Source organism: Euzebya tangerina, from assembly GCF_003074135.1.
GTDB classification, from domain to species: Bacteria; Actinomycetota; Nitriliruptoria; order Euzebyales; family Euzebyaceae; genus Euzebya; species Euzebya tangerina.
In genome coordinates this window covers 305,034-330,101 of sequence record NZ_PPDK01000001.1, presented here as the reverse complement: position 1 = coordinate 330,101, position 25,068 = coordinate 305,034, and the positions used below count along the sequence as shown (strand labels likewise).

Annotated in this window: 22 protein-coding genes; 11 read left to right on the top strand and 11 right to left on the bottom strand. The window is 71.7% G+C overall.

The window, feature by feature from the left end; all coding sequences use genetic code 11:
* Positions 1-35: 35 nt before the first annotated feature.
* The 6 genes from C1746_RS01555 (at position 36) to C1746_RS01530 (ending at position 7,321) form a co-directional block, all read left to right on the top strand.
* Positions 36-1,346, top strand: a complete 1,311-nt coding sequence (locus C1746_RS01555) for a BMP family lipoprotein (RefSeq protein ID WP_116712950.1) — start codon at positions 36-38, stop codon at positions 1,344-1,346.
* Positions 1,347-1,375: 29 nt separating this feature from the next.
* Positions 1,376-2,905, top strand: coding sequence for an ABC transporter ATP-binding protein (locus C1746_RS01550; RefSeq protein ID WP_205711637.1), 1,530 nt, complete (start codon positions 1,376-1,378; stop codon positions 2,903-2,905).
* Positions 2,905-4,014, top strand: coding sequence for an ABC transporter permease (locus tag C1746_RS01545; protein ID WP_116712949.1), 1,110 nt, complete (start codon positions 2,905-2,907; stop codon positions 4,012-4,014). The genes C1746_RS01550 and C1746_RS01545 overlap by 1 nt, the downstream gene beginning before the upstream one ends.
* Positions 4,011-4,955 carry an ABC transporter permease gene (locus C1746_RS01540; protein WP_116712948.1) on the top strand — a complete coding sequence of 315 codons (945 nt, stop codon included), beginning with the start codon at positions 4,011-4,013 and terminating at the stop codon, positions 4,953-4,955. Before C1746_RS01545 ends, C1746_RS01540 begins: the two co-directional genes overlap by 4 nt.
* 168 nt (positions 4,956-5,123) lie before the next feature.
* A complete protein-coding gene (locus tag C1746_RS01535) occupies positions 5,124-6,050 on the top strand; it encodes a hypothetical protein (RefSeq protein ID WP_116712947.1) in 927 nt (308 codons plus the stop codon).
* Between the two features lie 182 nt (positions 6,051-6,232).
* Entirely contained in the window at positions 6,233-7,321 is a 1,089-nt protein-coding gene (locus C1746_RS01530) for an NAD(P)-binding domain-containing protein (RefSeq protein WP_116712946.1), read from the top strand.
* Positions 7,322-7,333: 12 nt separating this feature from the next.
* Here C1746_RS01530 and C1746_RS01525 read toward each other — a convergent pair whose 3' ends face one another.
* From C1746_RS01525 to allB, 11 genes are all read right to left on the bottom strand, one after another.
* On the bottom strand, positions 7,334-8,329 hold the full coding sequence (locus tag C1746_RS01525; RefSeq protein ID WP_116712945.1) for an endonuclease/exonuclease/phosphatase family protein: 996 nt from the start codon (positions 8,327-8,329) through the stop codon (positions 7,334-7,336).
* Positions 8,329-9,060, bottom strand: a complete 732-nt coding sequence (locus C1746_RS01520) for an urease accessory protein UreD (protein ID WP_205711636.1) — start codon at positions 9,058-9,060, stop codon at positions 8,329-8,331. The genes C1746_RS01525 and C1746_RS01520 overlap by 1 nt, the downstream gene beginning before the upstream one ends.
* Positions 9,061-9,257: 197 nt before the next feature.
* Entirely contained in the window at positions 9,258-9,953 is a 696-nt protein-coding gene (ureG, locus tag C1746_RS01515; RefSeq protein WP_240598823.1) for an urease accessory protein UreG, read from the bottom strand.
* 28 nt (positions 9,954-9,981) lie between these two features.
* Positions 9,982-10,812, bottom strand: a complete 831-nt coding sequence (locus C1746_RS22665) for an urease accessory protein UreF (protein WP_162867265.1) — start codon at positions 10,810-10,812, stop codon at positions 9,982-9,984.
* Between the two features lie 46 nt (positions 10,813-10,858).
* The gene (locus C1746_RS01505; RefSeq protein ID WP_116712942.1) at positions 10,859-12,604 is read right to left on the bottom strand and encodes an urease subunit alpha; all 1,746 of its coding nucleotides are present in this window, start codon (positions 12,602-12,604) and stop codon (positions 10,859-10,861) included.
* On the bottom strand, positions 12,597-13,268 hold the full coding sequence (locus C1746_RS01500; RefSeq protein ID WP_116712941.1) for an urease subunit gamma: 672 nt from the start codon (positions 13,266-13,268) through the stop codon (positions 12,597-12,599). The genes C1746_RS01505 and C1746_RS01500 overlap by 8 nt, the downstream gene beginning before the upstream one ends.
* Before the next feature lie 128 nt (positions 13,269-13,396).
* The gene (locus tag C1746_RS01495; protein ID WP_116712940.1) at positions 13,397-14,608 is read right to left on the bottom strand and encodes a DUF6986 family protein; all 1,212 of its coding nucleotides are present in this window, start codon (positions 14,606-14,608) and stop codon (positions 13,397-13,399) included.
* Between the two features lie 25 nt (positions 14,609-14,633).
* Positions 14,634-15,518 (bottom strand): factor-independent urate hydroxylase, encoded by an 885-nt coding sequence (gene pucL, locus C1746_RS01490; protein ID WP_162867264.1) that lies wholly within the window; start codon positions 15,516-15,518, stop codon positions 14,634-14,636.
* Positions 15,519-15,549: 31 nt separating this feature from the next.
* Positions 15,550-15,894 (bottom strand): hydroxyisourate hydrolase, encoded by a 345-nt coding sequence (gene uraH, locus C1746_RS01485; RefSeq protein ID WP_205711635.1) that lies wholly within the window; start codon positions 15,892-15,894, stop codon positions 15,550-15,552.
* On the bottom strand, positions 15,891-17,450 hold the full coding sequence (alc, locus tag C1746_RS01480) for an allantoicase (RefSeq protein ID WP_116712938.1): 1,560 nt from the start codon (positions 17,448-17,450) through the stop codon (positions 15,891-15,893). Before alc ends, uraH begins: the two co-directional genes overlap by 4 nt.
* Before the next feature lie 111 nt (positions 17,451-17,561).
* Positions 17,562-18,941, bottom strand: coding sequence for an allantoinase AllB (gene allB / locus C1746_RS01475; protein WP_116712937.1), 1,380 nt, complete (start codon positions 18,939-18,941; stop codon positions 17,562-17,564).
* Positions 18,942-19,058: 117 nt separating this feature from the next.
* Between allB and C1746_RS01470 the strand changes: the two genes are divergently transcribed.
* The 5 genes from C1746_RS01470 (at position 19,059) to C1746_RS01450 (ending at position 25,045) form a co-directional block, all read left to right on the top strand.
* On the top strand, positions 19,059-19,850 hold the full coding sequence (locus C1746_RS01470; protein ID WP_116712936.1) for a transglutaminase-like domain-containing protein: 792 nt from the start codon (positions 19,059-19,061) through the stop codon (positions 19,848-19,850).
* A 156-nt stretch (positions 19,851-20,006) separates the two neighbouring features.
* A complete protein-coding gene (locus tag C1746_RS01465) occupies positions 20,007-20,846 on the top strand; it encodes an FAD binding domain-containing protein (RefSeq protein WP_116712935.1) in 840 nt (279 codons plus the stop codon).
* Complete coding sequence (locus tag C1746_RS01460) at positions 20,843-21,394, top strand: (2Fe-2S)-binding protein (protein ID WP_116712934.1); 552 nt, start codon at positions 20,843-20,845, stop codon at positions 21,392-21,394. Before C1746_RS01465 ends, C1746_RS01460 begins: the two co-directional genes overlap by 4 nt.
* Positions 21,391-23,712 (top strand): xanthine dehydrogenase subunit D, encoded by a 2,322-nt coding sequence (gene pucD / locus C1746_RS01455; protein WP_116712933.1) that lies wholly within the window; start codon positions 21,391-21,393, stop codon positions 23,710-23,712. The genes C1746_RS01460 and pucD overlap by 4 nt, the downstream gene beginning before the upstream one ends.
* Positions 23,705-25,045, top strand: coding sequence for an 8-oxoguanine deaminase (locus C1746_RS01450; RefSeq protein WP_162867263.1), 1,341 nt, complete (start codon positions 23,705-23,707; stop codon positions 25,043-25,045). Before pucD ends, C1746_RS01450 begins: the two co-directional genes overlap by 8 nt.
* Positions 25,046-25,068 lie beyond the last annotated feature (23 nt).

Genomic DNA, 25,068 nt, shown 5'->3' with positions numbered 1-25,068 from the left:
GCCAATTCGAACGAACCCGTCTGACTGGAGCCCTCATGCCCGCCAACTCACTGCGCCGCTTCCTGGCACTCAGTGCGACCCTGCTGATCCTCCTGACCGCCTGTGGCGGCGAGACCGGTGACGAGGACATCGCAGACGAGAGCGAGACGACGGAGGAGACCACGACGGCGGACGACGACGCCGAGGCGACGGCAGACGACGAGGCCGCGGCTGCGGGCGACGGAGAGGGGATCACGTTCGGCATGATCCTGGTCGGACCCCGCGACGATCGGGGTTGGTCCCAAGCGCACTTCGAGGGGGGTGAGTACATCGAGGAGAACCTGCCGGGCTCGGAGATGATCGCGATCGACTCGGTGAACCCCGCCGACAACCCGGAGCTCAGCGTGGAGTCCGTTGCGACCGACATGATCGACCAGGGGGCACAGCTGATCTTCGCGACCTCCGACGACATGCGCGACGGGATCCTGGCCGCGGCCGCCGAACACCCGGACGTGCCGATGATCTGGAGCTCCGGCGACTCCGCGTGGGAGGAGGGCCGGGCCTACATGCCGGAGCTCGAGAACCTGGGCAACATCATGGGCCGCATGGAGGTCGGCAAGGCCATCGCCGGCTGCGCCGCCGCGATGCACAGCGACGCCGGCCACATCGCCTACCTCGGGCCGCTGGTGAACGCCGAGACCATCCGTCTGGTCAACTCGGCCTACCTGGGGGCCCAGCACTGCTGGACGGAGAACCGTGGCGAGGACCCGGCCGACCTGACCTTCGAGGTGACATACATCGGATTCTGGTTCAACATCCCCGGTGTGACCCTCGACCCGACCCAGGTCGTCAATGACTTCTACGCCGGCGGAGCCGACGTCGTGGTGTCCGGCATCGACACCACGGAGGCCATCGTCAGGACCGGCCAGCTGGCCGAGTCCGGTGAGGCCGTCACTGCGGTGCCCTACGACTTCATCGGCGCCTGTGACGAAGCGCCCGCCGTCTGCCTCGGTGTTCCCTACTTCAACTGGGGTCCCTCGTACCTGGAGACGGCGCAGGCGGTGGTCGACGACAGCTTCGACGCCGAGTGGCGCTGGCTCGGGCCCGACGAGGACGACATCAACGATCTGGACTCGAGCATCATCGGCTTCATCAAGGGCGACGGGCTGGGGGAGGACGCGGAGGCGGCCGTCGATGCGTTGACCGCCGGTCTCCTGGACGGCTCGATCGAGCTCTTCGAGGGTCCGTTGGTCCTGGCCGACGGGACCACCTACATCGCGGAGGGCGAGGTCGCCACCGATGAGCAGGTGTGGTACTTCCCGGACCTGCTCGAGGGGATCGACGGCGTGGCCGAGACCCAGGAGTGAGCTGCCCGCGGTGCTGAGGTGAGCCGGCGGTGAGCACCGACGGGCTGGTCGTCCAGGGTGTACGCAAGCGGTACGGCCCCGTCGTCGCCAACGATGGGGTCAGCTTCACCGTGGCGCCGGGGTCCCTCCACGGGCTCATCGGTGAGAACGGAGCAGGCAAGTCGACGGTGGTCGGCATCATCTCCGGGGGTCGGCGCGCGGACGCCGGCACGATCGCCCTCGACGGTCGGGTGCTGGGCCTGAGCGATCCTGGCGACGGCCTGGCTGCGGGGATCGGACTGCTCCACCAGGACCCGATGGTGTTCGGGCCGCTGACGGTGCTGGAGAACTTCCAGCTGGGCGGGACCGGTGGTCTGCGGCTGGGGGCAGGGGACAGCCGCCGCCGCCTGCGCGACGCGTGCGAGCAGCTGGGCTTCGAACTCGATCCCGACGCCATCGTCCGGACCCTGACCGTCGGCGAGCGCCAGCAGCTCGAGATCGCGCGGCTCATGGACGCCGGCGCGCGGGTCCTCATCCTCGATGAGCCCACCACGGCGATCTCGGCCGATCAGCGCGTGGCGTTGTTCGCGGCCCTGCGGCGGCTGGCGGCTGAGGGCCTCAGCGTCATCTACGTGACCCACAAGCTGGAGGAGCTCGATCAGCTCTGTGACACCGTCACGGTGATGCGCGCCGGCCGCGTCGTGGGCACCGCCACACTGCCCGTCCCTGACACCGAGCTGGTCGCGATGATGTTCGGGGAGCCGCCAGCCCACGTCGCTCGACCACAGGCCAGTACCGGTGCAGCCCTGCTGCGCATGACCGGCGTCGACGCAACGGACGGCGCGGTCCGCGTGTCCGATGTCGACCTGACAGTGCGGGCCGGGGAGGTCATCGGGCTGGCCGGCATGGAGGGGTCCGGGCAGCGGACCATCCTGATGGCCGCGGCAGGGGCCGTCACGCCGCAGGCCGGCTCCGTCGAGCTGACCGGTCGCGCGGACGTGCCCCTCGACGTGGCGGCGCTCACCGCCGCCGCGCGCCGGGCGGAGGGTGTCGAGTGGCTGCCGGCTGACCGACTGGCGGAGGGACTGATCCCCGGCTTGACCCTGGCCGAACATGCAACGCTGGCGGGCGCGGTCGCTCCACGCCGCGGCTGGCGACGCATGCTCACCGATCCCGCCACCGCACGGTCGGTTGCCGCCGAGTCGATCGCGACGTACCGCATCAAGGCACGGCCCGAGTCAACGCCGGAGCAGCTCAGCGGCGGCAACCAGCAGCGTGTCCTGCTCTCACTCATCGACGACGACGCCCGTCTGATCATGATGGAGCACCCCACCCGAGGGCTGGACATCGAGAGCGCCGAGTGGGTCTGGCAGCAGCTGGGACGGCGGGCTGCGAGCGGCTCCGGCATCGTCTTCGCCTCCTCCGACCTCGACGAGCTCCAGACCCGGGCCGACCGCATCCTGGTGTGCTTCGACGGGCGCGTGATTGCCGAGGTCGATCCAGACGGCACGTCTGCCGACGCGCTCGGATACCTCATCGGTGGTCGGAGCGCACCGCCGGGTGAGGGGACCGCAGCGTGATGGGATCCCTCCCGCTGGATGCTCGGCCGTCCGGCGTGACGGGCGCCCTCTCGCGTCTGGGCGTACCGATCGTCGTGGCCCTGGCCGCTGTCGCCGGGCTGCTGGTGCTGGTCGACGCGCCACCGCTGGAGGCGATGCGGCTGGTGGTCACCGGCTCACTCGGCTCGGCCCCCAAGGTGGCGGACACGCTGGTCGTGTGGGTGCCCTTGGTGCTCGCGGCGGCATCGCTGTCGGTGACGTTCACCGCAGGACTGTGGAACATCGGGGTCGAAGGCCAGATCATCCTGGGCGGCATCGGTGCCGCATGGGCGTCGCGGATCGTCCCCGGACCGGCCCCGGTGGTCCTGGCTGCCGCGATCATCTGCGGCCTCGTGGCCGGGGTGGCGTGGGGCGTGCTCACCGGCCTGCTGAAGACCCGTGGCAAGGTCAACGAGATCTTCGCCGGCGTCGGACTCAACTTCGCGGCGAGCGGCCTGGCGATCTACCTCATCATCGGCCCGTGGGCGCGGCCCGGCGTGGCATCGACGTCGGGGACGGAGCTCTTCCGGGAGGAGGCGTTCCTGCCGACGCTGCCCGGCCTGCGCATCGCGCCCGTCGCACTGATCGTCGCCATCGCGGGCGTCGTCGGCGTCTGGGTGGTGCTGCGGGGCACCCACCTGGGGCTGCGGCTGCGCTCGATCGGCGCCAACCCGACAGCCGCCGCCCGACTGGGCGTTGCCGTCGAACGGACGACCCTGACGGCGTTCGCCCTCGGCGGCGGGCTGGCCGGGCTCGCCGGTGCGATGCAGGTCAACGGGCTCCACCACAAGCTCGTCCCGGCCATCTCCGGCGGCTACGGCTTCCTGGCGATCCTGCTGGTGCTGCTGACGGCGTACCGGGTGCTGCCGGCTGCGGTGATCGCGCTGTTCTTCGCCGCGGTCGGTGTGGGCGCCGCCCAGTTGGAGTTGCGGCTGGACCTCGACTCGGCCTTGGCGGGGGTCTTCACCGCACTGCTCGTCCTGCTGGTGCTGTTGGGCGGCGGAGTCGCCCATGTGATCAATCGTCGGCGGGGGTCGCCGGAGCGTGACCCACCAGCCGTGACGGCACCGCTCGAGGACGTGACCACGTGACAATCACCCTGGCCGCGATCGTGGCGGCCGCAGCGCCGCTCGTCTTCGCCAGCGTCGGAGAGACCCTGACAGAGCGCGTTGGGGTGGTCAACCTCTCGCTCGACGGCTCGATCCTGCTCTGCGCGCTGGCCGGATTCGCGGGCGCCGTGACCACCGGGAGCGTGCTGGTCGGGTACGCCGCGGCAGCGGTGGTCGGTGCGACGATCGCTGGGATCGTGGCCGCCTCCTCGATCAGTCTGGGCCTGAACCAGATCGCGGTCGGCTTCGTCCTGACGATCCTGGCCGCGGAGCTCTCGAGCTTCCTCGGCGGCGACTTCGTCCGCATCCCGGGTGAGGCCGTGCCGGCCTGGCCGATCCCCGGTCTGTCGCAGATCCCGGTGCTCGGCGAGATCCTCTTCGACCACAACGCCTCGGTGTACGCGAGCATCCTCGTCGCCATGGCGGCGTGGTGGTTCCTCTACCGCACGCGGCCCGGTCTGGAGCTCCAGGCCGTCGGTGAGCGACCCGAGGCAGCCTTCGCGCGTGGGATCGACGTCAACCGTCTCCGGATGGCCTACACCCTGCTGGGCGGGGCGCTGGTCGGGATCGGCGGTGCGGCGTTCTCCCTCGACGTCAAGTTCGGCTGGTCGGAGGGGCACACGACGAACTTCGGCTGGATCGCGTTGGCCATCGTCATCTTCGGTGGCTGGGACCCGATCCGCGCGATGGTCGGCTGCTGGGTGTTCGGCGCCTTGCAGATCCTGGCCCTGCGGCTGCAACCGACGTTCCCGGGCGTGGCGCAGATCCTGCCGATCATCCCGTTCCCCCTGATGATCCTGACCCTGGTCGTGGTGCAGCGACCGGCGTTTGCGTCGGTGTCAGACCGTCGACCGTCCCTGCGGTGGCTGCTTCGCAACGACCCGCCCGGCGGCCTGGCGGAGCGGTTCGTCTCGGGCTCGTGACCGCGGATCGAGCTTGGGGAAGCCACGGAGGGCGCATCATCCAGGTCCGCTGACTCCAGAGGGTCGCTGAGCTGGCTGGTCGCCGCCGGTCGACGGGTGGGCAGGCGGTTCGGCGACGCCCGATGGCGGGAAGGTCGGAGGTACACCGCCGTTCACGCCAGGGGAACCATGTCCAACACGAATGCCGACCACGACCCGTCCACCGCCGACCCCGCCGGGTCGCCCAACTCGACCCGGGTCGAGGACGCCGATCTGGAGGCGCGGATCTCCCGGATCGTCGATCAGCGACTGGCCGAGCGGTCTGACACCGGCAGCCGAGACGAGGCCGCCGTCCCCGCGTCACCAGCCGTCGGCGTGGACGAGCACGACGCCCGTGCCGACGATGAGGCCGTCGACCGTGCCGTCCGACGCACCCACGACGACCCCGTGGCCGAGCGCCGTCGCGAGGACGCACGCGGTGACCAGGAGGACACCACGGCGACGGACACCGACCGCGCCACCGAGCCCACCGCGGCAAGTCGGCAGGCCGGCTCCGACGGGCAGGTCGCAACCGATCAGCCGACCCCGACGACTCCGACGGACTCGTGGTCCCACGCCATGGAGGCACATCCGGCACACGACGACGATGGCGCGCACGGGGATCGCCCCGCGCATCAGGATCGGCCCGACGATCATGACCGGGCCGATCACGGCGACGGCGTCGTCGCTGAGGAACGTCGCGACGCGACGACGGCGACCGGTGTCGTGACGGCGGACGATGCGGTGACCGGCACCTCGGCGACCCTGGCCCTGGTCTTCGGCCTCGGCGCGGTGATCGCTGCCCTGGCCCCCGCGTTCACACCGCTGGCAGTCCTGCTCGGCCTGCTCTCCCTGCTGCTCGGCATCGTCGGCCTGGTCAGCACCCGCAAGCCCAACGTGACCGGCCGTGCTCTGGCGGTGATCGGCCTGCTGCTCGGCCTACTGGGCGCGGGCGTCGGCGCGGCAGCCATCGCGGGGTATCCCATCGACGGCGTGAACGACCAGTCCACCGCCGATGACCTGCAGCGCAACGGGCAGGACATCCGGGATCAGATCATCGAGGACCTGGGCCTCTAGGAGTCTTCTGAACAGCAGCAGGTCCGCGGCCCTCTGCTCGGCATCGTCCCTGGTCCTCGACCGCCTCCCACAGCGGGTCAGGCCCGTCGTTGGCTGCCCCGGCTCCCGGGGGCGTGGGGCCACGTGTCGTGTCAGCCGGCGGCCGGCGACGATGTTGCGGGGGACGGCAGGCTGGGGTGACCATGGAGCGGCTGCAGGTCGAGGTCGCCGTCATCGGCGCCGGTCAGGCCGGGCTGGCGGCGGGCTACTGGCTGCGCCAGCGGGACCTGCCGAGCAGTCGGTTCGTGATCCTGGATGGCAACGACGGTGCCGGCGGCGCCTGGCAGCACCGCTGGCCGACGCTGACGATGGCGACGGTCAATGGCATCCACGACCTGCCGGGCTTCGCACTGGATGACGTGGACCCGGCGGCCAGGGCCAGCGACGTCATCGCCGGGTACTTCACCCAGTACGAGCACCGCTTCGATTTGCCGGTCCGGCGACCGGTGCGGGTGCGCGAGGTCCACGACGAGGGAAGGTGGCTGCGGCTGGACAGTCCGTCGCTGACCGTCCACGCCCGCGCGCTGCTGAACGCCACCGGCACCTGGACCCGTCCGTTCTGGCCGGCCTACCCGGGGCGCGACACCTTCGAGGGTCGGCAGTTGCACTCGGCCACCTACGACGGCCCGGCATCCTTCGCCGGGCAGCACGTCATCGTGGTGGGTGGCGGGATCTCGGCGTTGCAGCACCTGGCCGAGATCTCCGAGGTCGCGGAGACCACATGGGTCACGCGACGGCCGCCGGAGTGGTTCGAGGGGCCGCTCACCCCCGAACGCGGCCGGCAGGTGGTCGCCGCGGTGGCGGCCCGGGTCGAGTCAGGGCGCCGGCCGGCGTCGGTCGTCTCCGTCACCGGCCTGCCCGCCAACTCCCAGCACGCGGTGCAGGCACGGCGCAACGGTGCGCTGGTCCGTCGGGAGATGTTCCAGCGGCTCACCCCCACCGGTGCGGTCTGGGCCGACGGGTCGACCCAGGCGGCGGACACCATCGTCTGGGCCACGGGCTTCCGGCACGCACTGGACCACCTCGCCCCTCTCGGCCTTCGCACCGCATCCGGTGGGATCGTCATGGCCGACAACTTGGCGTCCCGATCGCAGGTCGCCGCCGATCCGCGCATCCATCTGCTCGGCTACGGGCCGTCGGCCAGCACCGTCGGTGCGAGTCGGGCTGCGCGGGAGGCAGTGGTCGCCGTGCTCGACCTGCTCGACGGTGATCGGCTTGCCGCGGAAGGGTGAGCGGCCGGTCGGCTACAGGTCGGCGAGCTCGACCCACACCGGGTCGTGGTCGCTGCCCGAGGTGGTCCAGGTGCGGCGGCGCTCGACCTGGGCCTGACGGATCCGGCCCGCCAGGTCCGGCGAGGCCCAGATCTGGTCGAACAGGTTGTAGCGGTCGGGGGCTCCGGCCTGGGTCAGCCGGGTCGTCCAGCGCGGGCCCGGGGGCACGTCCTCGGGGTTCCGGGCGGGTGGGGGCGGCCGGGACTCGGTCAGGTCGGCCAAGGCGTCGACGAGGTCCAGCGGGCCACGGGTCAACGGGGTCAGGCTGAAGTGGTCCGGCTCCTGGTTCAGGTCGCCGAGCACCAGGTACCGGTCGAGGTCCTCCTCCCGCTCGATCACCCGGACCACGGTCTGGGTCTGCTGGAACCGCAAGACGTCGTTGGCCTGCCTGGCGGCGTCGACGTCGCGGACCCAGTACGGCACGAAGTTGGACTTCAGGTGCGTGTTGTAGACGGTCAGCAGCCGCCGGGTCCGTCGCGGGTCCCACACCTCGATGCCGACCAGGTCTCGGCTGAACACCCGCTGGTCGGGCGCGTCGGGGTGCACCTCGGTCTGGTTGCTCTGGATGCGCCGGAGCGGGAGCTTGGCGAGCAGCGCGACGTCGATCAGCCGGTGGTCGTTGCCCTCGATCAGCACGACGGTGTCGTAGAGACCGTCCAGCTCGCGCTCGTTGAACTCCTGGAGAGCGGGCAGGTTCTCGACCTCCTGCACGGCCAGGACGTCCAGGTCCATCGCGAGGATCCGATCGGCCACACGCCTGGTGTCCTCCGGATCCTTGCCGCCGACCAGTCGGCCGTCGAACGTCCGGAAGCGCACGACGGCCTCGCCGTCGTCGTCGGTCGCGTCGGCGTCCACCTCGAAGACGTACTCCACGGTCTGCTCGTCGGCGGGCAGCTGGTCGACGACGGCCGTGAAGTTCCAGCGCGAGAACAGGTTGTTCAGGTTGAACGTGCCGACGCGCAGATCCATCAGGTGGACCGGCCCGGCACAGCGTCGAGGGAGGGGGTCAGTAGCTCGCACCGGTCGCGCCAGGTCGCGAAGTCGGGTGCGGTCCCGCTCACCACGATCAGGTCGGGAGAGAGCCGGTTCACCACGACTCCCGGCACCTCGGACGGCGCCGGGGCGACAACGGCGTGGGTGCCGGCAGCGGGTGCCCCGTCGGCCGGTGAGCCCGTCGGCCTGATCGGGGCGAGCCTCGCGATCAGGCCCACGGTGCCGGCGCCGGCGGTGACCGCCGGGCCGTCCCAGCCGGGCGCGCCGACGGCCAGGCCCTGGTTGAGCAACGGCCGTCCTTCGCGCTGCACGCGCAGGTGGCCGGACAGGCGACCGGGGGGCTCACCCCACCGGCCCAGCACCACCTCCTCCCGCCACAGCAGTTGCGCGGCGGGGTGCACCTCGACCGTCGTGACCGTCCGATGGTCGGCGCCGGCCGCCACCACCAGCGGCTCGACCAGCCAGCGCAGCGACGCCCCCGCCTCCACCCGGACATCGGTGGTCAGCACCGACTGCCTGCCGTCGCCGGGCAGGGCGACGGTGGCCGCGACCGAGCGGACGGTGGCGTGGACGCCCGACGACACGACCACCTCCAGGTGCAGGTGATCGCCCCCGTGCGGCCCACCGGCGGTCCCCATCAGGTGGACCTCGCCGCCGGCCAGCCTGACCCCGAGCGGCGGCTGGGCCTGCAGGGAGGTCAGCGCCACGCCGCTTCGTCGGCCCCGCCCGATGACCACACGGGTGCGTCCCCGTACCCCCCGCGGCCCGCTCGCCAGGTGTTCTCCGGCGATCGGTCGGGAGCGGGCGGCGCGGGCCTGCTCCGAGGGTTGCGAGGGGACCCGACCCACGGGGGTCGCACTCACGCTGGTCGGATTCACGCTGGTCGGGCTCACGGTGGTGGGCCTCACTCCGGGCCGGATCGGACCACATCGGCACGGTCGGCCAGACATCCCTCCAACCACTCGATGACGGGCCGGGCGCCGTCCTCGGCGACCAGCGAGGTCATCACGGTCGGCCGCTCGCCCCGACGCGCCCGTGCGTCCCGGTCCATGACGTCGAGGCTCGCCCCGACCAGTGGCGCCAGGTCGGTCTTGTTGACGACCAGCAGATCAGCGGTGGTCACACCCGGACCACCCTTGCGCGGGACCTTGTCTCCCCCGGCCACGTCCAGCACGAAGATCTGCACGTCGACCAGCGCCTGGGAGAAGATCGCCGTGAGGTTGTCGCCGCCGGACTCGACCAGGACCAGTTCCAGATCCGGGTACGTCGCCTCCAGCTGCTCGATCGCATCCAGGTTGGCCGCGATGTCGTCCCGGATAGCGGTGTGCGGGCAGCACCCCGTCTCGACCGCCCGGATCCGGGCGGGGTCCAGCACGCCGGCTCGCTTCAGCGCATCCGCGTCCTCGGTGGTGAAGATGTCGTTGGTCACCACCGCCAGGTCCACGGTGCCGCCCAGCCGGCGGCAGAGCTCGGCGACCAGGGCCGTCTTGCCGGTGCCGACCGGACCGCCGACGCCGACTCGCAGCGTCCGGCGGGTCGTGTCCGGCGCTGCCGGTGAGGCCAGGCCGCCCTGGACGATGGTTCTCGGATCGGTGTGCACTGGTGGTCCTCGTGGTCTCGGGCGCAGCTCAGCTGGCGAACAGCCGACCCTCCGCGTGCTGATGGTGGGTGAGTAGGAGGTCGACCATGGGCGCGCCGGCAGCGGGGAGACAGCGGGCCAGGTCGCGGAACCGGCAGAGCGCCTCGGGCGCAGTGGTGGCTGGAGCATCCACGGTGCTGGTCGTGGTGGCGGGCCCCGCGGTCGTGGGGAACCTGACCGCGGCGGTGGGCCTGGTGGGGGTGCTGGCGGCCGCCGTCGTGGCCAGGTCGGTCAGCGTGGGCCCGAGGACCGCTGAGAGGCGGGCGACGGCGTAGGGATCCAGGCCCAGCAGACGGATCGCCGCGGTCCCGGCGGACTGCACGGCGTGGTGCAGGCTGAGCAGCGCAGCTTCCCGGGGGTCGGTACCGGCCGCCGCGGTCACGGCACCCAGGGCGAGGGGTGCTGTCGGCCCGTCGTGGTGGACGGCGTCGGCATGGCCGATGGCCGGGTGGGTCCAGATCCCCCGACCGGTCCGCAGCAGCTGCCGTCCCAGGGCGCGGCTGACGGTCCGGCCGTGCGTGCTGCCGATCCGAGCCGTCACCTCCTCGTCCAGGAGTTGCCAGGTGGGCGCCGGATCATCGTCGCCGGTCGGCAGCAGCGCGAGGCGAGCGGCCAGGGCGGTCGCGGTCGCATCGGCGAACCACGTGGTGTGCACACACCCCTCGACCCAGGAGACCAGGTCATCCAGATCGCCGACCAGGCCGTGACCCACGGCCGCCTCCAGCCCGAAGGAGTGTGCGTGCGACCCCGTCGGCAGCCGGGCATCGGCCAGCAGCAGCAGGGCAGCCGATGCATCCGTGCGGCCGGCGGCGTCGCTCACGGGAAGGCGGACCATCGGCGCCGGCGGGTCCGGGGCAGGCAGATCATCAGAACAGGAAGTACCGCTGGGCCAGCGGCAGCTCGGTCGCCGGATCGGCCTCCATGAGCTGGCCGTCGACGGTCACGGCGAAGGTATCGGCGTCGACGGTGATGTCGGGCGTGGCGGTGTTCTCCGGCATGTCTGCCTTACCGACCGAGCGACAGTCACGGACGGGCACCAGGCGACGCCCGAGCTCCAGCCGCTCGGGTAGGCCGTCCTCGATGGCTGCCGGCGCGACCCAGGACACCGACGTTGCCTGCGCAACCGCTGGTGCCGCACCGAACATCGGCCGCGGCAGGATCGGCTGCGGCGTCGGGATCGAGGCGTTCATGTCCCCGACCTGCGCCCAGGCGATCGCGCCGCCCTTGATGACCAGGTCGGGCTTGACCCCGAAGAAGCCGGGGTCCCAGAGCACCAGGTCGGCCAGCTTGCCGACCTCGACCGAGCCGACCTGCTCGTCCAGGCCGTGAGCTACGGCGGGGGCGATCGTGTACTTCGCGATGTAGCGGCGGACCCGCGCGTTGTCGCTGGTCACATCGTCCCCGGGCAGGGCCCCTCGACGGCGTTTCATCACGTGTGCGGTCTGCCAGGTCCGCATGATCACCTCACCGATCCGACCCATCGCCTGGGAGTCCGAGCCGATCATCGCGATGGCGCCGATGTCGTGCAGGACATCCTCCGCAGCGATGGTCGAGGGGCGGATGCGGCTCTCGGCGAAGGCCAGGTCTTCCGGGACCGTCGGGTTCAGGTGGTGACAGACCATCAGCATGTCGAGGTGCTCGTCGACGGTGTTGACCGCGTGCGGCCGCGTCGGGTTGGTCGACGACGGCAGGACGTTGGGTGCCCCCGCGACGGTGATGATGTCCGGGGCGTGCCCGCCACCCGCGCCCTCGGTGTGGTAGGCGTGGATCGAGCGACCCTTGATGGCCGCCAGGGTCGAGTCGACGTATCCCGCTTCGTTCAGCGTGTCGGTGTGGATGGCCGCCTGGACCCCCAACTCGTCGCAGGCCGAGAGGCAGGCGTCGATGATCGCCGGGGTGGTACCCCAGTCCTCGTGCATCTTGAAGCCCGAGGCGCCACCCTTGGCCTGCTCGACCAGGGCCTGGCGGGACGTCGTGTTGCCCTTGCCGAGCAGCGAGATGTTGAGCGGTACGTCGTCCAGCGCCTGCAACATCGAGGCCAGGTGCCACGCGCCGGGTGTGACCGTCGTGGCCTTCGTGCCCTCCGCCGGGCCGGTCCCTCCGCCGATGATCGTGGTGATGCCCGAGCCGATCGCGGTGGCCAGCAGTTGCGGGGCGATCAGGTGGACGTGGCTGTCGATCGCGCCGGCGGTCAGGATCCTCCCGTTGCCGGCGATGACCTCCGTCGAGGGTCCGATGACCAGCGCCGGGTCGACGCCGTCCATGGTGTCGGGATTGCCGGCCTTGCCGAGGCCGACGATCAGGCCGTCGCGGATGCCGACGTCGGCCTTGACGATGCCCCAGTGGTCGACGACGACGGCGCCCGTGATGATGGTGTCGGCGGTGCCCTCCGCTCGGGTGGCGACCGACTGGCCCATCGATTCGCGGATGACCTTGCCGCCGCCGAAGACGACCTCGTCACCGGCCAGGCTGGAGGGTTCGGTGCCGCCACCTGCGCCGCCGGAGCGGTCCTCGGTGACGGTGACCCACAGGTCGGTGTCGGCCAGTCGGATCCGGTCACCGGTCGTCGGACCGAACAGGGCCGCGTAGCGGGCACGGCTGATCTCAGCCATCGGTGGGCTCCGGTTCGGTCGTGGGGCCGTCGTCGAGCGGTCCGGCGACCTCGCCCCGCAGGCCCCACACGGTGCGGGTGCCGGCCAGGGGGACCAGGTCGACGGTGCGGTTCACGCCTGGTTCGAAGCGGATCGCGGTGCCGGCGGGGATGTCCAGGCGGTGGCCGTACGCTTCGTCGCGGTCGAACTGCAGGCCCGGGTTGGCCTCGGCGAAGTGGTAGTGCGAGCCCACCTGGATCGGTCGGTCGCCGGTGTTGGTGACGGTGATCTGAACGCTGCCCCGTCCGAGGTTCAGCACGATCATCTGCTCGGGGGTGAGGACAGCGCCGGGGGCATCACCCTCCTCCGGCGCGCCGTCGGCCGGGCGTATCGGGTCGTGCAGCGTCACCAGTTTGGTGCCGTCGGGGAAGGTGGCTTCGACCTGCACCTCTCCGACCAGGTCAGCGACCCCGTCCATCACGTCGGCCGTGGTCAGGACGTGACGGCCGGCGTCCATCAGATCGGCGACGGTTCGCCCGTCCCGTGCACCCTCCATGACGAAGCTGGTCAGCAGGGCCACCGCCTCGGGGTGGTTGAGCTTGACGCCGCGGGCCTGGCGTTCTCGGGCCACGGTGGCCGCGACGTGGACCATCAACCGCTCCTGCTCGTGCGGGGTCAGGCGCACGTCGTCTCCTTCAGGTCGCTTCGCGCTTCGTTCGCGGGATGACCATAGCGAGGTGGCGGTGACGGCGGTGTTACAGCCGCGACCGAGAGTCGGGATGGTCAGCCCCGGCCGCCGACCAGCCCACATCCTCAACTCGGAAGGGCGCCCGTCGAGCGGGCCAGGTCGAGCCGGCGCCGGAGGACCACCAGCGTGGCGGGCTCGTCCATGACCGCGCCGGCTGCCGTGCCCTCCTCCCAGGCCCGCACCCGGGCCTCGACCGCAGCGATGCCGTCCAGCAGGTGGGCGAACACGGTGGTGTAGCGGCTGACCAGGTGAGAGGGGTGGAGGTCCCAGCCCTGCCAGAACCCGTGGGCGAGGGAGTGACGGACGTGAGCGGCGTGGACCTGCCACGCGGCGTGGACCGAGGCCGTCGTGTCGTCGGCCGGCCGGACGTTGGTCGAGCCGTCGGAGAGCCGCACCTCCGTCCCGGCGAAGGTGACCTGCATCAGGTGCCGGGCGAAGTCGCACGCCGGGTGGTCCAGGCGTTGCTCGGTGCTCGGCAATCCCAGGGCGGCGGTGTAGTCGAACACCCCGAAGTGCACCGCCCGCAGTCGGCCCTCCCCGGCGGCGCGGATGTCCCGCAGCGCCACCCGGCCATCGGGCCCGAGGACCGATGCGGTCGTCTCGATCTGGGCCTCGAAGCCGAGGGTCCCCGTCGGCAGGCCGTTGGCCTGTTCGAGCGCGGCCAGCACCTCCACGAAGGCGTGCACGTGGTCGACGGAGATGATCTTGGGGAATGTCACCACGAAGCCGTCCGGCAGCCTCCCTGCCTCGTCGAGCAGAGTGGAGACGAACCGATCGAGCGTCGCCACGCTCCGGGCGGCCAGCCCGTCGGTGAAGCTCTTGACCCGCAGACCGACGAAGGGCGGACAGCTGCCGTCGGCCATCATCCGCGCGACCGCAACGGCTGCGGAGACGCTGTCGGCGTCCTCCGACCCCGGCCCGTGGCCGACGTAGCCGTCCTCGAAGTCGACGCGCAGGTCCTCGACCGGCTCATGCTCGAGCTTGGTCCGGACCCGCTGGACGACCCGATCCAACTCCGCCGCGCTCAGGTGATCCAGGCCCAGTGCCGCCGCGAAGCCAGCCCCGTCGTGCCGGTCGAGCAAGTCCAGCGCGTGCCGGCCGGCCGACCTGGGGGTGCCAGCCTCGACGGTATGAGCGGGCAGGTAGAGGACCTGCACCGGCTGGCGACGATCCGGTCGGCCGGGCCACGCACCCCTGTACGTCCGGTCCGCATCGGCCACGCCGTCGAGCAGGTGCTGGACCACGTCGACAGGCAGTCGTCCGACGGTCTCGCTCATGGGATCACCGGTCCGGTCCCGCCGGTCACCACGGCGCCGGAACGTCCACGCCGTCCCGCGCCACCACGCCCTCGATGACGCCGAACGGGCGGTCGGCCACCAGGTACACGATGCCCGGGTTGTCGAGGTCGTAGGGGGAGAGGTCGGAGAGGATGTGATGCTCGTTCGGCAGGAGGAACCGCACCCACGTGACCTCCGGGTGCGCGTCCAGCACCGCCGAGCCCATCACGTGCATGGTGTGCTGCACCGACTCGCTGTCGTCGTGTCGGGCGAACGCCGCCAGCATCGTCGCCGGCACGGCCGTCCCGAGCCGGTCAGCGCCGCCGTCCGCCTCCACCAACCCGTCGGTCAGGCCCCACCAGGCGTCGATCGTGGTGGCCATGATCCGGTCGCGGGTCTCACCAAGGGTGGTGTACTCGTCCCGGAGGAAGCCGCTGAACGCCGAGCCGGTGGTCTTGGCCACCCGTGCACCGCTGACACCACCGCTGACCTCGGGCGCGCCGCCGCGGGTCAGGCTCACGCGCCAGGTCGGCCGGCCCCCGGCCGCCGGACGGAAGGTGTGGGTGTGCGGCTGCCCCTCCACCACCACCCGCTCCCAGGGGAACACCGTGAGCTCGACCACGGCCGTGGCGACGGCCGGTGAGGCCTCGAGGAAGCGCTCGACCAGGCGGATCCCGTAGGCGGGTACGGAGGGCACCCCGTCTCTGGCCAGCGCATGGCAGGTCCCCCGCATCGTGTCCGTGGGCAGGACGGCCGCGTTGTCCCCGGCGGTGTGTGCGGCGTCGAAGTCACCGTGCAGTCGCACCTGGACGTCGAGGTCGGTGAACTCGTGTGCGGTGTGCGCCCGATCGACGACAGCCAGGCGGATGCCCGACTTGCCGTAGCGGTTGGGGCCCAGGGTGTGGCTCATGGAGGCATGTCTCGCGATCGTCGGGTCGTGGTCAGGATCCGCGGTAGGTGCTGTAGCCATAGGGGCTGAGCAGCAAGGGCACGTGGTAGTGATCGGCCGGATCGGTGACGTGGAAGGTGATGGTCACGTCGCCCCAGAAGGCCTCCACGCCCCGATCCGCGAAGTATGGTCCGGTGGCGAACGTCACCCTGTGGGTTCCGGGACGCAGGTCACCGCTCAGCAGGTCGCCGATGCGGCCGTCGGCGTCGGTGGTGCCCGTACCGGTCTCGCTCCAACTGTCGGCGGCGGTCGGATCCGCGGCGAACTCGGCCCGCACGACGATGCCCGATGCCGGCCGGCCCGTGGCGGTGTCCAGGACGTGGGTCGACAGGCTCATCCGGTCGTTCCTTCCCGCAGCAGCGCATCCAGCCGGAGCGCGGTGATCTGGGCCTGCTGCTCCGCGGCGATCCGCCGTTCGGTCTCGGCGTCGTTGTCCAGCCGTTCCTCCAGGGCGGCCAGTATCTCCTCTGCCGACCTGCCGGCGGCACGGATGAGGAAGATGTGTCCGAAGCGCTCCTCGTAGGCGAGGTTGCCTGCTGCGATCCGGTCCTTGGTCGTCTGCTCGCCCGACTGCGCCTGCGACTGCTCGCGCGAGGACCAGCGAGACGCCGACCGCTCGCCGATCCGCGGGTGCGCTTCGAAGGCCTCGAGGTGGTCGTCCGGCCCCAGCCGCCACCAGATCTCCTCGGCGGCGCGCAGCAGGTCCTCGGGCTCGCCGAAGGGGCGCGCATCGACCATCTGCTCGGCCCAGGCGCTCGAGCCGCAGCAGGCCAGCAGTGCATGCCTGGCCCAGGACGTCGTGCCGGTGTCCAGCAGCCGCACCGTCGCCCGCCGCCACCCCTCCTCGGTGACCTGCCCGAAGGCCCGCAGGCGGGCGATGCCGCCATCGGGGACGACCAGCAGCTTCAGGTGTGTGGCCGGGATCCCCTCGGTGACGTCCAGCACGTGCCGGTGGTGGGGCTGCATGGGCCGCTCGGCGGCCAGCACGCTCCAGCCCTCCTCGGGCAACTTCTCGACCGGGACGCCGGGGGCATCGAGCACGAGCACGCTGCAGGTGTCCGGGTAGTTCCCCTTGAAGTGGGTGGTGTCGATCTCGATGCGTTCCAGGATCGCAGTCGTCGCCAGTTCGATGATGGCCCAGTCGTGGCCGGGGCCGCGCCGCCGCTTTGTCTCCCAGCCGTCGCTCATGTCCTGTGCATCGCCGACCATGATGAGGTTGGAGGGTGGTGAGAAGAACGCGTCGGAGCAGGCCACCGCGCGGCCGCCGTTGACCAGCGCCGCCAGGTCCAGGCGGCCACCGGGGTCCGCGACGTCCCGGACGTCGACCAGTGGCCGACCGAGCACCCGCAGACGGGCCACGCCGCCATCGGGATGGATGACGAACTTGACGTGCGTGACGCGCTGCGGGTGATCGATCTCGAAGCGCTGCACCTGATCTCCTCGCAGGGTGGTGTGAGAGAGCAGGTGCGTCCACTCGCTGGTGCCGGTGGGCGGGCCGTCAGGGCTGACGGTGCCCCAGAGCTCGAAGGCCTGCGGGAAGTTGCCGCGGAAGAAGGACGTGTCGACCACGACGGCCTCGACGACACCGGTCACGCCCAGACGGATCACCACCCAGTCCTGTCCGGGTCCGCGTCGGCGTCGTGTCTCCCAGCCGTCCATGACCTTCCCCCGGTCTGCGTAGGCGGTCACGTCGTAGGTCGGAGGCAGCGGCTCCAGCAGGTTCTCCTTGGCCCCGAAGAACTCGTCGCTGGCCGACAGGATCATCCCACCCAGCCGCTTGGCGGCCAGGTCCACCAGACCGGTGACCGCACCAGCCGGCGCGATCACGTCGCCCTCGGGGTTGGTCCCCTGGTCCTGGTGACCGTCATCGAGGTCGGGTTCGTCATCGACCACGGTCTACTCCTTCGATGTGTCGGTTGGGTGACGTCCATCCTCGCATCGCGAGCCGGCCGATTCGTGTTCCGTCGGGAGATCGCCTGCGGCCGTGAGCGTCCGCGGCCACCGTCACAGCAGCCGACCCGCGGGTGCACCGACCGGGCGACCTCCAGCGACGATCTGCCGCCCGGCCAGGAACACGCTGTCCACCCGTCCGACCACCTCACGGCCGTGATGGGGGGTCACGGGGTGGCGGTGCTCCAGTGCGGCGCCGTCGACCATCCACCGGCCGTCCGGGTCGAACACCACGAGATCAGCGTCGGAGCCGACGTCGATCGAGCCCTTCGTGGCCAGCCCCGCGATCCGGGCAGGTCCCGCGGACATCCAACCGCACACCTCGGTGATGGCATGGCCTCGATCGCGTGCCGCCGTCCAGATCAGCGGCAGGCCCAGCTGGAGCGAGGCGATCCCGCCCCAGGCGGCCACGAAGTCACCTGTCTCGGGCTGCTTGTCCCCGGGCGGGCAGGGCGAGTGGTCGCTCACGACCGCATCGATCACCCCGTCGCCGAGCAGGGACCACAGGCGGTCGGCGTTGGCGGCGTCCCGGATCGGCGGGGCGCACTTGAACTGCGTGGCCCCGTCGGGCACGTCCTCGGCGTTGAGTGTGAGGTAGTGGGGGCAGGTCTCGACCGTGATCGGAAGCCCCTCGGCCTTCGCGTCGGCCAGTACCTCGCCGGCGTCGGCGGCGGAGAGGTGCAGCACGTGGACCCGCGCGCCGGTCGTCCGGCATGCCTCGACCAGAGCCGTGACGGCGGCCATCTCGGCCTGCGGCGGCCGGCTGTCCAGCCAGGTGGTGTAGCGGCGATGGTCGGCGCCTTGCTGTGCGGTCGCGGCGGCGTCGCAGACGTCGGGGTCCTCCGCGTGGACGATCAGGGTGGTGTCGAGCTCGGCCACCCGCCGGAGCAGGGGCGTCACGTCGCTCGGGTGCACGCAGCCGTACTCGGGGACGCCGCTGTCGCAGAGGAACGTCTTGAACCCGCGGACGCCGGCGTCCAGCAGGGCGGCCAACTGGTCGTCGTTGCCGGGGACCGCCCCGCCCCAGAAGGCCACGTCGACGTGGGCCTTCGGTCCAGCGACCTGGCGTTTGGCCTGCAGGGCTGGGACGTCCGTCGTCGGGGGCAGGCAGTTCAGCGGCATGTCGACCATGGTCGTGACCCCGCCGGCCGCCGCGGCGCGCGTGGCCGTCTCGAAGCCCTCCCAGTGGGTCCGGCCGGGCTCGTTGACGTGGACGTGGCTGTCGACCAGACCGGGGAGCACAACCCGGTCGGCCACGTCGACGCCAGCCACCTTCGAGACGCCGTCGGTGTCCACCGTTCCGTTGCCGTTCCGGTCGATCCGAGCGATGACCCCGTCGCGGACGACGATGGTGGCTGGCCCGAGCGCACCGTCGAGCAGGACGCGCGTGCTGGTCAGGGCCCACTCGGATGGATCGACAGGCGCGGTCGGCATGACCGTGCACCGTTGCACCGGCCGATGCCGCGGTCAAGACAGGTCCCCGACGACACCGGCAACCGACGGCGGAGCCACGGCACCAGTAGGCTCCCGGTTCCCAAGCCACGGACGGCCATGCACCGCAGCGTTCAGGTCCACCTCGAAGTCGACATCACCCGACAGGCGCTGCTCGCGTTCCAGATCGCCATCGCGACGCACGTGGGGCAGCAGCAGTTGCTGGCGTCGGTCGACGGCCAGCCCGTCTTCCTCCGCGAGATCGCCGCCCCCCACGACGGCCGCATGCACCTCCTCGATGCGGAGCCCGGCATGCTGATCGTCGACTACACCGCCCAGTTGGAGGGCCGCCTGCTGACCGCACCGGGCAGCGAGCACGACCCGCTGCTGTACCGCCGTCCCAGCCGGTACTGCCCCTCTGACCGGTTCCTGGCGCTGGAGGCCGCGGAGTTCGGTCACATCACCGAACCCGGGGACGCGGTGAACGCGGTCGCCGACTGGGTCCAGCGGCGACTGACCTACAGCAGCGGGTCAAGCGGTCCGACCGACGACGCCGTCGACAGCCTCCTGCTGGGCGAGGGGGTGTGTCGTGACTACGCCCACGTCGTCATCTCGATGCTGCGGGCTCGCGACATCCCGGCCCGGCTGGCTGCGGTGTACGCGCCGGGGCTCTCCCCGATGGACTTCCACGCGGTCGCCGAGGCGTGGGTGGACGGCTCGTGGCGCGTGGTGGACGCGACCGGGCTGGCGCCGCGCGGCTCGATGCTGCGCATCGCCACCGGCCGCGATGCCTCCGACACCGCGTTCCTCTCGGTTCACGACGGCTCGGCCGAGCTGGTCGCGATCGAGGTGACGGCCGTCGTCGACGAGTTGCCCGTCGACCGCGGTCACGTGCCCGCCACGCTCAGCTGACCCGCCCGTGATGATCTCGCGAGCCCGGGGGTGGGCATGCACGGCGATGCGCGGCAGCAGGCCCTGGCCCGATGTCACACGTCCGACACGATCTGATGAGATCATGGGAGGCTGACCCCGCCCGCCACGATCCGACGACCGGGACCGTCTGCTGCTGTGACCATCGCCCGCCCCACCACCCTGGACCAGGCCCTGGACGCCCTCCAGGACATGCCCGACGCCCACCTCCTGGCGGGCGGCACCGACCTGATGGTCGAGGTCAACCACGGCCAGCGGCGGCCTCGCCGCATCGTCGCTCTCCGGCGCGTGGCCGAGCTGCAGGGGGTCGACAGCACCGACGACGGCATCGACCTCGGCGCTCTGACGACCTATCGGCAGGTCGAGACCGACCTGGCCGCCGACGCCCCGGGCCTGGCGATGGCCTCCCGGACCGTCGGGTCCCCGCAGATCCGCAACGCCGGCACGATCGGCGGCAACATCGGCACCGCGAGCCCTGCCGGGGACGCCCTGCCGTGGCTGATCGCGATGGACGCCGAGGTGGAGCTGGCCGGCCCAGAGGGCACCCGCCGGCTGCCGCTGGCTGAGTTCCTGGTTGGTGTCAAGCAGACCGCCATCGCCGCTGGCGAGATCGTGACCCGCGTCCACGTCCCCGACATCCAGGGACCGCAGCACGTCGCCAAGATCGGGCCCCGCAGCGCCATGGCGATCTCCGTGGCGAGCCTCGCCCTCGTCCTCGACACCGCGGGCCGGCGGGTCAGGGCGGCCCTCGGCTCGGTCGGTCCCACGCCGATCCGGCCGACCGCCGCCGAGGATGCGATCAGCCAGGCCATCGACTGGGACGCGTTGTCCTGCACCGCCGACGACGTCGACTCCTTCGGGCAGGCCGTCGCCCGGGCCGCCGCGCCGATCACCGACCACCGCAGCACCGCCGAGTACCGCCGCCACGCCGTCGGTGTCCTGGCCACCCGAACCCTGACGAGGTGCCTGTTCACGTGAGCGACTCAACCCCTCCCGACGCGCCGGAGGCCGCCCAGCCCTACGCGCTGACTGTCAACGGCGAGGACGTGCACGTCGACTCGTCCTGGATCGGCGAGAGCCTGCTGCACGTCCTCCGCGACCGCCTGAGCTTCGCCGGCACCAAGAACGCGTGCGACCAGGGCGAGTGCGGGTCCTGCACAGTCATCATGGACGGCCAGCCCGTGGTGTCCTGCTGCGTCATGGCCGCCGACGCCGTGGGTGCCGAGCTCATCACCATCGAGGCGCTGGACGGCACCAGCGATGTGCAGCAAGCGTTTCTCTCCGCCGGCGCGGTCCAGTGCGGCTTCTGCACGCCCGGGCTGATCCTGGCCACGCACGACCTGCTGGACCGCGACCCCGAGGCCGACGACCTCACCATCCGCGAGGCGCTGTCCGGCAACCTCTGCCGCTGCACCGGCTACGGCCGGATCCTCCAGGCCGTCCGGACCGTCCGCGACGACCGGCTCAACGCGGGCGGGACGGCGACCTCCCAGGGAGGATCCAGCATCGGGGGGACCGGCCGATGAGCGACGTGCGGACCAGCACCGTCGCCACCGACGTCGACGGCGGGCTCGGCCAGGACGCCGACCGGCCCGATGGCGTGGCGAAGGTGAGCGGCGAGTTCGCCTTCTCCTCCGACCTCCACCTCGACGGGATGCTGTTCGGCCGGACGCTGCGCAGCCCCCACGCGGCCGCCCGGATCGTCTCGATCGACACCTCCGCGGCCACGGCGATGGCCGGTGTCGAGGCGGTCATCCTGGCCGAGGACGTGATGGGCCAGGGGACCTTCGGGATGGAGCACCGCGACCAGCCGGTGTTCGCCCGCGACGTCGTCCGCTACGACGGCGAGGCCATCGCGGCTGTCGCCGCCAGCCACCCCGAGCTCGCCCTGCGCGCCGTCGAGGCGATCGAGGTGACCTACGAGCCGCTCGAGCCGCTGGCCGACAGCGAGGCCGCCATCACCGCCGAGCCGATCCACCCCGACGGCAACGTCTTCCGCCACATCACGCTGCGGCACGGCGAGCCGGACGAGGTGACCGGCGACGTCGTCGTCGAGGGCACCTACGAGGTCGGGATGCAGGACCAGGCGTTCCTCGGCCCCGAGTCGGGCCTTGCCATCCCCGACGGGCAGGGCGGGATCGACCTGCACATCTCCACCCAGTGGCTGCACGTCGACCGGGACCAGGTCGCGGACTGCCTCGGCCTCGACAAGGACCAGGTCCGGCTCCACCTGGCCGGCGTCGGCGGTGCGTTCGGCGGCCGGGAGGACGTCAGCCTGCAGATCCACGTCTGCCTGCTGGCGATGCTGACCGGTCGGCCGGTGAAGATGATGTACTCCCGCGAGGAGAGCTTCTACGGCCACGTCCACCGCCACCCCGCCCGCATGTGGTACCGCCACCACGCCACCTCGACCGGCGAGCTGGTGAAGGTCGAGGCGCGGGTGCTGCTGGACGGCGGGGCCTACGCCAGCTCCTCCACCGCGGTCATCGCCAACGCCACCTGCTTCGCGGCCGGTCCGTACAAGATCCCCCACGCCGCCATCGACGGTTACGTCGTGCGGACCAACAACCCGCCGTGCGGGGCGATGCGCGGCTTCGGGGCGGTGCAGACCTGCTTCGCCCACGAGGCGCAGATGGACAAGCTGGCGCACGCCCTCGGCATGGACCCGGTCGACCTGCGGCTGCGCAATGCCCTGTCGACCGGCGACCGGTTGCTCACCGGCCAGGTCATCGCCGGCACCGCGCCGGTCCGGGAGGTCATCGAGGCGGCCATGGCCCACCCCCTGCCGCCCGACCGGGCCACCGGTGACCCCGAGGAGCTCCTGCCCGGCGGCACCGGCCTGACGGCGATGAGTCTGGACGTCGAGCGGGGCGTCGGCATGGCCGTGGGCTTCAAGAACCTGATGTTCTCCGAGGGCTTCGACGACTACTCCACGGCTGCGGTCCGGGTCGAGCTGGATGCCGCCGGGGAGGTCGTCGCGACCGTGCGCTGCGCGGCGGCCGAGGTGGGGCAGGGCTTCCACACCCTCGCCCTGCAGATCGTGCGGAGCGAGCTCGGGATCGAGCAGGTGCACCTCGGCCCGACGGACACCTCGATCGGGTCAGCCGGCTCCTCCAGCGCCTCGCGGCAGACCTGGATGAGCGGTGGCGCGGTCCAGCTGGCCTGCCAGGCCGTGAAGGAGGAGCTGCTCGAGCGCGCCGGCGCGGCGCTGGACGTGGAGGTGTCCGGGGCCCGCCGGGCGCTGCTGGACCTGGAGGGCGGCGAGGTCGTGCAGGTCGACGGCGAGGCTCGGGTGGCGCTGGCGGACCTGCTGGCCGGTGCGCCGGTCGAGGCGTTGCGCGAGCACCACCACCCGCCGACCGACCCCCTGGACTCCAACGGTCAGGGCAACGCCCACGTCAGCTTCGCCTTCGCCGCCCACCGGGCCGTGGTCGACGTCGACCCCGATCTCGGGCTGGTCAAGGTCGTGCAGATCGCGACCGGGCAGGACATCGGCCGCGCGCTGAACCCCCTCGCGGTCACCGGGCAGATCGAGGGCGGCATCGCCCAGGGCGTGGGCCTGGCGATCATGGAGGAGGTGCTGGTCTCCGACGGCCTGGTCCGCAACCCCTCCTTCACCGACTACCTCATCCCGACGTTCCTCGACATGCCCGACGTCGTCCAGACCTGGATCGAGCAGCCCGAGCCCGGCGCCCCCTTCGGCGCGAAGGGCGTCGGGGAGCCGCCGACGATCAGCTCGACCCCCGCCGTCGTGGCGGCCATCCGTGCGGCCACGGGCCTGGAGCTGCCACGGGTCCCGGTCCGGGCGCCCGACATCGCGCTCGGTGCCACGGCTGATGGCTGAGGGCCGGACCGTCCTGGTCGGCGGACGCGCGAGCGATACGACCGCGGACACACCGGGCGCCGTCGCCGAGATCGCCATCGCAGACGGCCTGATCGCGCAGGTCGGGTCCGCGGCCGGGCAGGTCGAGCGTCGCGGCGGCGACACCGTCATCGACGTCGACGGCGACATCATCACCGCGGGGCTGGTCAACACCCACCATCACCTCTACCAGTGGATGACCCGCGGGCGGGCCACCGGGTGCAACCTGTTCGACTGGCTGGTCACTCTGTATCCGGTGTGGGCGCAGCTCGACGTCGAGGACGTGCTGGCCGCGGCCCGCGTGGGTCTGGCTGAGCTGGCCCTGTCCGGCTGCACCACTGCCGCGGATCACCACTACCTGGTGCCGCGGGGAGACGACAGCGTGTTCGACGCCATCGCCACGGCGGCGGCTGAGGTGGGGATCCGGCTCCACCTGGCCCGCGGCTCGATGGACCTCGGCGAGTCCGACGGGGGGCTGCCTCCCGACCACGTCGTGGAGGACACCGAGTCGATCCTGGTCTCCACCGAGCGGGTGATCGACCGCTGGCACGACGGCGAGATGGTTGTGGTGACCGTCGCTCCTTGCAGCCCGTTCAGCGTCAGCGAGACGCTCATGCGCGAGTCGGCGGCGCTCGCCCGCCGCCACGGCCTGAAGCTGCACACCCACCTGGCCGAGACCCGGGAGGAGGAGGCGGACTGCCTGGCCCGCTTCGGCCAACGACCGCTGGCGGTGCTGGAGGAGTGGGACTGGGTCGCCTCTGATGTCTGGTACGCCCACGGCGTCCACTTCGACGACGCCGAGATCGCCCGGCTCGCGCAGGCCGGGGCCGGCGTGGCCCACTGCCCCTCCTCCAACGCCCGACTGGCGGCCGGGTTCTGCCGGACCCGCGACCTCCGGGCTGCCGGGGTTCCGGTGGGGCTCGGCGTGGACGGGGTGGCAAGCAACGAGCAGGGGACGCTCATGACCGAGATGCGCCAGGCGCTGTGGTCGGCCCGGCAGGGCACGCAGGACCCCGCGGCGCTGGCCGCGGCCGACGCTCTGGACATGGCGACCGTCGGCGGGGCGAACTGTCTCGGTCGGCCGGACGTCGGACGGCTGGTCCCGGGTGCGCGGGCCGACCTGGTGGTGTGGCCGGGGGAGGACCTGGCCGACATCCCCGACCCGGTCGAGGCGCTGGTGTTCGGCCCCGACCGGAGGGCCCGGCTGGTGTTCGTGGGCGGTCAGCCGGTCGTGCAGGACGGGATGCTCCGCGGCTTGGATCTGGCCGCGGCCCGGCGTGACCTGGCCCAGCGCGCCCGCCGGCTGTGGCCCTGAGTCAGCGGACGTGATGTGGTTGC

Excerpts from the sequence above, each read along its gene's own strand:
- C1746_RS01555 (WP_116712950.1), top strand. The coding sequence starts at position 36 with ATGCCCGCCAACTCACTGCGCCGCTTCCTGGCACTCAGTGCGACCCTG.
- C1746_RS01545 (WP_116712949.1), top strand. The coding sequence starts at position 2,905 with ATGGGATCCCTCCCGCTGGATGCTCGGCCGTCCGGCGTGACGGGCGCC.
- C1746_RS01535 (WP_116712947.1), top strand. The coding sequence starts at position 5,124 with ATGTCCAACACGAATGCCGACCACGACCCGTCCACCGCCGACCCCGCC.
- C1746_RS01530 (WP_116712946.1), top strand. The coding sequence starts at position 6,233 with ATGGAGCGGCTGCAGGTCGAGGTCGCCGTCATCGGCGCCGGTCAGGCC.
- C1746_RS01525 (WP_116712945.1), bottom strand. The coding sequence starts at position 8,329 with ATGGATCTGCGCGTCGGCACGTTCAACCTGAACAACCTGTTCTCGCGC.
- C1746_RS01505 (WP_116712942.1), bottom strand. The coding sequence starts at position 12,604 with ATGGCTGAGATCAGCCGTGCCCGCTACGCGGCCCTGTTCGGTCCGACG.
- C1746_RS01495 (WP_116712940.1), bottom strand. The coding sequence starts at position 14,608 with ATGAGCGAGACCGTCGGACGACTGCCTGTCGACGTGGTCCAGCACCTG.
- pucL (WP_162867264.1), bottom strand. The coding sequence starts at position 15,518 with ATGAGCCACACCCTGGGCCCCAACCGCTACGGCAAGTCGGGCATCCGC.
- uraH (WP_205711635.1), bottom strand. The coding sequence starts at position 15,894 with ATGAGCCTGTCGACCCACGTCCTGGACACCGCCACGGGCCGGCCGGCA.
- allB (WP_116712937.1), bottom strand. The coding sequence starts at position 18,941 with ATGCCGACCGCGCCTGTCGATCCATCCGAGTGGGCCCTGACCAGCACG.
- C1746_RS01470 (WP_116712936.1), top strand. The coding sequence starts at position 19,059 with ATGCACCGCAGCGTTCAGGTCCACCTCGAAGTCGACATCACCCGACAG.
- pucD (WP_116712933.1), top strand. The coding sequence starts at position 21,391 with ATGAGCGACGTGCGGACCAGCACCGTCGCCACCGACGTCGACGGCGGG.
- C1746_RS01450 (WP_162867263.1), top strand. The coding sequence starts at position 23,705 with ATGGCTGAGGGCCGGACCGTCCTGGTCGGCGGACGCGCGAGCGATACG.